Below are 6,501 nucleotides of genomic sequence, written 5' to 3' on the forward strand. Positions count from 1 at the left end.
GCGGCCACCTCCAGCGCCCGGCGGCCCAGCGCCTGGCCCGCCACCTCGGCCAGATCCGGGGCCGTCGACCGGGGGGCGCGCCGGCGTGGCGGGCGGCTCGATCAACGGGCTGCCGTCGCGGACGAAGCAGGCCAGCCGGTGCAGCGTGTCGACCGCCCGGACCCGGATTCCGGGGATGACCGCGGCCTCGGCGGCGTTCTCCACCGGCACGATCACCCGGTCCCGCCCGGCGCGGGCCGCGGCCGCCACCATCGGCAGCACCCCGCGCACCGGCCGGACCGTCCCGTCCAGGCCCAGCTCGCCGAGGATCACCACGCCGTCCAGCGGCACCAGCGGCAGCTCCCCGGATCCGCCCAGCACCGCCGCCGCGATGGCCAGGTCGAAGGCGGAGCCGTACTTGGGCATCGTCGCGGGCAGCAGGTTGAGCGTGATCCGCCGGTTGGGCCAGCGCTGACCCGAGTTGACGATGGCGGCCCGTACCCGGTCGCGCGCCTCGTGCAGGGCGCTGTCGGGCAGCCCCGAGATGACCACCGCCGGCAGCCCGGCGGCCAGGTCGGCCTCCACCTCGACCAGGTGGCCGGTGACCCCGACCAGCCCCACGCTGAACACCTTGGCGTAGCTCACGCCAGCACCCCCGGCGTACGCATCAGAACGCCCCCTTGAGGTGCTCGACGCGGGCCGCGCCGGCGGCGGGCAGCCGGACCGCCAGCACGTCGAAGCGCACCTCGTCGGCGTCGACTCCGCTCTCGGCCAGCCAGCGGGCGGCGAGCCCGCGCAACCGGCGGGCCTTGGCCGGCACGACCGCCTCGGCCGGGGTGCCGTAGTCGTCGGTGCGTCTGGTCTTCACCTCGCAGAAGGCGAGCACCCGGCCGTCCCAGGCGATGATGTCGATCTCCCCGTCCGGGCAGCGCCAGTTGCGGGCGACCGGACGCAGCCCGGCTCCGATCAGGTGCCGGACGGCGCACCGCTCGCCGTACGCGCCGACCGCCTGGTTCCGCTTTGTCATGCCGGTCAGGGTGGTCCGGCCGGCGGCCGCGCCGGGGCCGGCGGCGGGGTGCCTGTGGACGACGAGCCGGCCTGTGGACGGGCGGACGATCATGGGTGTCCCGTGCTAGGGGAGCGCGCTCACGGCCGGCCGCCGCGGGCGGGGGAGGGCTCCGCCGTCGAAGCGCCCGGACCGGTGCCGAGAGGGACGGATGGCGCCGGTGGGGTCGGTCGCATACGGTGCCGGACGTGGACGCACGACGGAGCTATCCCGAAGATCAGGAGTCGCGCTGGTACCCCGCCGGGCAGGAGCGGGGCTACGGCGAGCCGGACTGGCGCGGCGCGGGCGAGTCCCGCATCCGGGACGACGAGTACCCGACTCCCGAGCAGCGCGCCGCGGAGGAGGGCCGGTTCGCCGATCCGGACGGCCCGGGACGGTACGGCCAGACCGGGCGTTACGGCACGGCGGACCCGCTCGGTGAGTCCCGGGGCGAGTCCGAGGGATACCGCCCGACCCGCTCGCGTCGGGCGGACGACCCGGACGTCTCCGGGGAGCTGCCGGGCGACCGCCCCGGCCGGCGGGCGGTCCGGGAGAGCGCCGACCCCCTCACCACCACCGGCGCGGGTCCGCTGACCTCCGTCGACCGGCTCTCCGCCACCGGTGCCGGGCCGCTGAGCAGCGGTGTGGACCGACTCGGCGGCCCCGGGTCGGCGGGCGTGGAGGCGGGGGAGCGGCCGGCCCCGGTACGGTCCGCCCCGCTGGGCGGGTACCCGATCGTCGAGCCGACCCGCCCCGCCGAGCCGGCGCACCCGCTGGAGATGCCGACCGGTCCGATGCCCCCCCGTCATGCCCCGCCTGGACGGCGCGGTGGGCCCCGAGGCGGCGTACCGTCGCGCGGGCCCTCCGACGGCGTCTACCGGACCCGCCGGCCGGCGCTGGCGGTGATCCTCGGTCTGCTGGTGCTGGTCTTCGAGCTTCCCGCGCTCCGGGTGCTGCTGCACGGCCTGACCGGCGACCCGGTCTCGACGTCGCACGTCGTCGTCGGCACCTTCCTGGTCACCGGGCTGCCGATCTTCGCCGCCGGCCTGTACGGGCTGCGCACCGGCGGCCTGGCGATGGCCGACGGGGCGCGGGGCTGGCTGCGCCCGCCGACCGCCTACCTGACCATCGGGCTGGTGCTCTTCCTCGCCGCCGCGCTCGCCGCCGGCTGAGCCGGGCGCCGCCGCGTCCGAATTCGCGACCGGAGCATCGGGACCGGCGGGTTCGCGCACCCGCCAGCCCGGCGGCGCGACAGGCGCGTACACTGGTCGACTGGCGACCGCCTCGCGCGGTCGACCTCGCGCGCCCTCTCCACGGTTCGTCGTGGGGCGGCGGCCTCCCTGGTCCCGATCTTGGTCGGGTCCGTCATGGCCGACGACCGGGCGCCAGGCGTCCGGCCGCCGGCCGGACGGGACAACCAGGGACAATAGGAGTACCCACCATGGCCGTCGTGACCATGCGTCAGCTGCTGGAAAGCGGTGTCCACTTCGGGCACCAGACCCGGCGCTGGAACCCGAAGATGAAGCGCTTCATCTTCACCGAGCGCAACGGTATCTACATCATCGACCTGCGCCAGACCCTCGACTACATCGAGAAGGCCTACGAGTTCGTGCGCGGGACCGTCGCCGAGGGTGGCAGCATCCTCTTCGTCGGCACCAAGAAGCAGGCCCAGGAGGCCATCGCCGAGCAGGCGACCCGGGTCGGCCAGCCGTACGTCAACCACCGCTGGCTCGGCGGCATGCTGACCAACTTCCAGACGGTGTACAAGCGCCTTCAGCGGATGAAGGAGCTGGAGGCCCTGGGTGACCTGACCGGCACCGCCGCCGGTTACACCAAGAAGGAGACCCTGCAGCTCTTCCGCGAGAAGACCAAGCTCACCAAGACCCTCGGTGGTCTGCGGGACATGCAGAAGCTCCCGGCCGCGATCTGGGTGGTCGACACCAAGAAGGAGCACATCGCCGTCGACGAGGCCCGCAAGCTGGGCATCCCGGTGATCGCGGTGCTCGACACCAACTGCGACCCGGACGAGGTCGACTTCCCGATCCCGGGCAACGACGACGCGATCCGCTCGGCCGAGCTGCTGACCAGGGTCGTGGCCGCCGCCGTCGCCGACGGTCTGATCGCCCGCTCCGGCCGCCGCCGGGGCACCGACGAGAAGCCGGAGCCCGGCCAGGTCGGCGCCGACGAGCCGCTGGCCGAGTGGGAGCGCGAGCTGCTCGAGGAGCCGAAGAAGGCCGACGAGCAGCCGGCGCAGCAGGCTGAGCAGCCGGCCGAGCAGCCGGCGACCGCCGCCGCGGAGTGACCGCACCGCCGCTTCCCCACCGTCCGTTTTCACCGACGGTGGGGAGCGGCGGGTACGCCGGGCACATCCGGCCCGGATCCGGGTAACCGGCACCCAGACCATCCCACCCGCAGTTCCGACATCGAAGAGAGAGTCATGTCCAACTTCACCGCCGCGGACGTCAAGAAGCTCCGCGACCTCACCGGCGCCGGCATGATGGACTGCAAGAAGGCGCTGACCGAGGCCGAGGGCGACTTCGACAAGGCCGTCGAGATCCTGCGTGTCAAGGGCGCCAAGGACGTGGGCAAGCGGGCCGGCCGTACCGCTGCCAACGGCCTGATCGCCCACTCCGGCAAGGCTCTGCTGGAGCTCAACTGCGAGACCGACTTCGTCGCCAAGACCGAGGCGTTCGTCGCCCTGGCCCAGCAGCTGGTCGAGCACGGCGAGCGCAGCGGCGTCAGCAACGCCGAGGAGCTGCTCGCCTCCGAGCTGAACGGCAAGACCGTCGCCGACCTGATCCAGGAGCAGTCCGCCAAGATCGGCGAGAAGCTGGTGCTCAACCGCTTCGCCAAGCTGGACGGCAACGTCGCGGTCTACCTGCACCGCAAGAGCCAGGACCTGCCGCCGGCCGTCGGCGTGCTGGTGGAGTACGCCGGCATCACCGACGAGGCCGGTGACGCCGACGCGCGCGCCGCCGCCATGCAGATCGCCGCCATGCGGCCGAAGTACCTCACCCGGGACGAGGTTCCGGCCGAGGTCGTCGAGTCCGAGCGGCGTATCGCCGAGCAGACCGCCCGCGAGGAGAACAAGCCCGAGGCGGCGCTGCCGAAGATCGTCGAGGGTCGGGTCAACGCCTTCTTCAAGGACTACGTCCTGGTCGAGCAGGCGTCGGTGGCCGACAACAAGAAGACCGTGAAGCAGATGCTGGCCGAGGCCGGCATCGAGGTGACCCGCTTCCTGCGGTTCGAGGTCGGCCAGGCCTGAGCCGCCGGATGGGCGTGTGACGCGCCCGAGGGCAGGGAACGTCGACGAGGAGGCCGCCGGTGTACGTGACAGGCACCGCGGCCTCCTCGTCACATAGGGTCGGCAACGGCAGTTGCGCGGTACGCGGCGCGCAGGACGTGCGCGCGGGGAAGGGCGGGGCGGATGACGCAGGTTGTGAGTGACCGGAGCCTGGGAGCGGACGACCCGACGGCGCCGCCGCCCGGGCGGGCCCGCCGGGTGGTGCTGAAGCTCTCCGGCGAGGTCTTCGGTGGCGGGGCCATCGGCGTCGACCCGGACGTCGTCCAGGCCATCGCCCGGCAGATCGCCACCGTGGTCCGCCGCGGCGTGCAGGTCTCCGTGGTGGTCGGCGGCGGCAACTTCTTCCGCGGCGCCGAGCTGCAGAAGCGCGGCATGGACCGGGCCCGGGCCGACTACATGGGCATGCTCGGCACCGTGATGAACTGCCTCGCCCTCCAGGACTTCCTGGAGAAGGAGGGCATCGAGACCCGCGTGCAGAGCGCGATCACGATGGCCCAGGTCGCCGAGCCGTACATCCCGCTGCGCGCCATCCGGCACCTGGAGAAGGGCCGCGTGGTCATCTTCGGCGCGGGCGCCGGCATGCCGTACTTCTCCACCGACACCGTCGCCGCCCAGCGCGCGCTGGAGATCCGCGCCGACGTGGTGCTGATGAGCAAGAACGGCGTCGACGGCGTCTACACCGCCGACCCCCGGATCGACCCCTCCGCCAGCAAGTTCGACTCGATCACCTTCTCCGAGGTGCTGCGCCGCAACCTGCGGGTGGCCGACGCCGCCGCGTTCAGCCTCTGCATGGAGAACGGCCTGCCGATGCTGGTCTTCGGCGCCCAGGGCGACGACACGATCATTCGCGCCGTCGGCGGCGACAAGATCGGTACCCTGATCACCGCCTGAACTCCCCCGGCCGACCGCCTCGGCGGTCCTCCGACGGACAGCAGCAGAGCCCACCACGAGTAACAGAAGGAGGCGAGGAGACCGGTGATCGACGACACCCTCCTCGAGGCCGAGGAAAAGATGGACCGTGCCATCGAGCACGCCAAGGAAGAGTTCGGCGCCATCCGCACCGGCCGCGCCAACGCCGCCATGTTCTCCAAGGTCGTCATCGACTACTACGGCACCCCCACCCCGCTGCCCCAGATGGCCTCCATCGCGGTCCCCGAGCCGCGCATGGTGATCATCAAGCCGTACGACAACTCGCAGATCAACGCCATGGAGAAGGCGATCCGCGACTCCGACCTCGGCGTGAACCCGAACAACGAGGGCAACCAGCTGCGCATCCTGCTCCCCCAGATGACCGAGGAGCGCCGCCGCGAGATGATCAAGGTGGCCCGGCACAAGGGTGAGGAGGCCAAGGTGGCCATCCGCAACATCCGCCGCAAGGGCAAGGAAGAGCTGGACCGGCTCGTCAAGGACGGCGAGGTCGGCGAGGACGACGGCCGCCGCGCCGAGAAGGAGCTCGACGACTTGACCCAGCGGTACGTCGCCAGCGTCGACGATCTGGTCAAGCACAAGGAGACCGAGCTGCTCGAGGTGTAGCCGCCCGGACGGGACGCCCCGTCCCGGACGCCACCGAGGCCCGCCCCCCGTACCCGGGGAGCGGGCCTCGCCTCGTTCAGCGCGGGATCCGCACGCTGCGGGTCGTCTCGGTCAGCGTCGTCCCCTGGTACGCGTCGTGCAGCTCGAACCGCACGACGGCCCGCCCCGGGTGCAGGACCGCACCACCCGCGCCCGGAGAAGCGGGTCGCCGGCGCCGCCGGCGAGCGCCCGGTGCCTGGTCGTACCGTCCCTGCGCCCGGGTGGCGGTGGCCGGCTGGGCTCGTCCGCCGCCCCCGGCCGCCCCGTGCAGTAGGCTCGGCACGATTCCCGGCCACCGCGCGGTGAACGGCGGGAATCGGCCGGCCGTCGGGCCGGTCAACCGGACGGAACAGTCACGCGTGTAGGGGATGGCCTTGGTCTTGCGGCATGTGGTGGAACTCGTACCGTTTTCGCTCGGTGCGTGATGTCCCACCCCGACCCCTACGGCGGCGCCGAGCCTCGCGGCTGGGACCGACCCGAACGCCCGCCCGCGCTGCCCTGGCCGGAGCGTGACGTCGAGCCCACCGGCCCGTGGAACCGGCAGTCCGGCGCCGACCTGTACGCCGGGCCGCGGGCCCGGCCCCGGCCGACGGCCCGCCGG

The 6,501-nt window shown here is 72.9% G+C and carries 6 protein-coding genes and 2 pseudogenes; 5 read left to right on the forward strand and 3 right to left on the reverse strand.

Translation table 11 applies throughout. The annotated features are described in order from the left end of the window. Both JNW89_RS23550 and JNW89_RS23555 read right to left on the reverse strand, forming a co-directional pair. Positions 1–624 (reverse strand): annotated as a pseudogene (locus JNW89_RS23550) (magnesium chelatase domain-containing protein); the annotation flags it as partial. 22 nt (positions 625–646) lie between these two features. After that, positions 647–1,006, reverse strand: a complete 360-nt coding sequence (locus JNW89_RS23555; protein ID WP_238450532.1) for a YraN family protein — start codon at positions 1,004–1,006, stop codon at positions 647–649. Positions 1,007–1,196: 190 nt separating this feature from the next. Between JNW89_RS23555 and JNW89_RS23560 the strand changes: the two are divergent. The 5 genes and pseudogenes from JNW89_RS23560 (at position 1,197) to frr (ending at position 5,861) form a co-directional block, all read left to right on the forward strand. Beyond that, a pseudogene (locus JNW89_RS23560) lies at positions 1,197–2,196 on the forward strand (hypothetical protein). Between the two features lie 269 nt (positions 2,197–2,465). Further along, positions 2,466–3,326: a 30S ribosomal protein S2 gene (rpsB, locus tag JNW89_RS23565; RefSeq protein ID WP_154943482.1), complete on the forward strand. Its 861-nt coding sequence runs from the start codon at positions 2,466–2,468 to the stop codon at positions 3,324–3,326. 135 nt (positions 3,327–3,461) lie between these two features. Further along, a complete protein-coding gene (gene tsf / locus JNW89_RS23570) occupies positions 3,462–4,289 on the forward strand; it encodes a translation elongation factor Ts (RefSeq protein ID WP_238450534.1) in 828 nt (275 codons plus the stop codon). 162 nt (positions 4,290–4,451) lie between these two features. Next, positions 4,452–5,219, forward strand: coding sequence for a UMP kinase (gene pyrH, locus JNW89_RS23575; RefSeq protein ID WP_088963482.1), 768 nt, complete (start codon positions 4,452–4,454; stop codon positions 5,217–5,219). An 84-nt stretch (positions 5,220–5,303) separates the two neighbouring features. After that, positions 5,304–5,861 (forward strand): ribosome recycling factor, encoded by a 558-nt coding sequence (frr, locus tag JNW89_RS23580; RefSeq protein WP_238450535.1) that lies wholly within the window; start codon positions 5,304–5,306, stop codon positions 5,859–5,861. 76 nt (positions 5,862–5,937) lie between these two features. On the opposite strand, the gene JNW89_RS23585 is transcribed toward frr, so the two are convergent. Next, positions 5,938–6,183, reverse strand: coding sequence for a hypothetical protein (locus tag JNW89_RS23585; protein ID WP_238450536.1), 246 nt, complete (start codon positions 6,181–6,183; stop codon positions 5,938–5,940). Positions 6,184–6,501 lie beyond the last annotated feature (318 nt).

The sequence above is a fragment of the Micromonospora sp. 4G55 genome, from assembly GCF_016803375.1.

Coding starts and splice junctions, on each gene's coding strand:
- JNW89_RS23555 (WP_238450532.1), bottom strand. CDS start 1,006: ATGACAAAGCGGAACCAGGCGGTCGGCGCGTACGGCGAGCGGTGCGCC.
- rpsB (WP_154943482.1), top strand. CDS start 2,466: ATGGCCGTCGTGACCATGCGTCAGCTGCTGGAAAGCGGTGTCCACTTC.
- tsf (WP_238450534.1), top strand. CDS start 3,462: ATGTCCAACTTCACCGCCGCGGACGTCAAGAAGCTCCGCGACCTCACC.
- pyrH (WP_088963482.1), top strand. CDS start 4,452: ATGACGCAGGTTGTGAGTGACCGGAGCCTGGGAGCGGACGACCCGACG.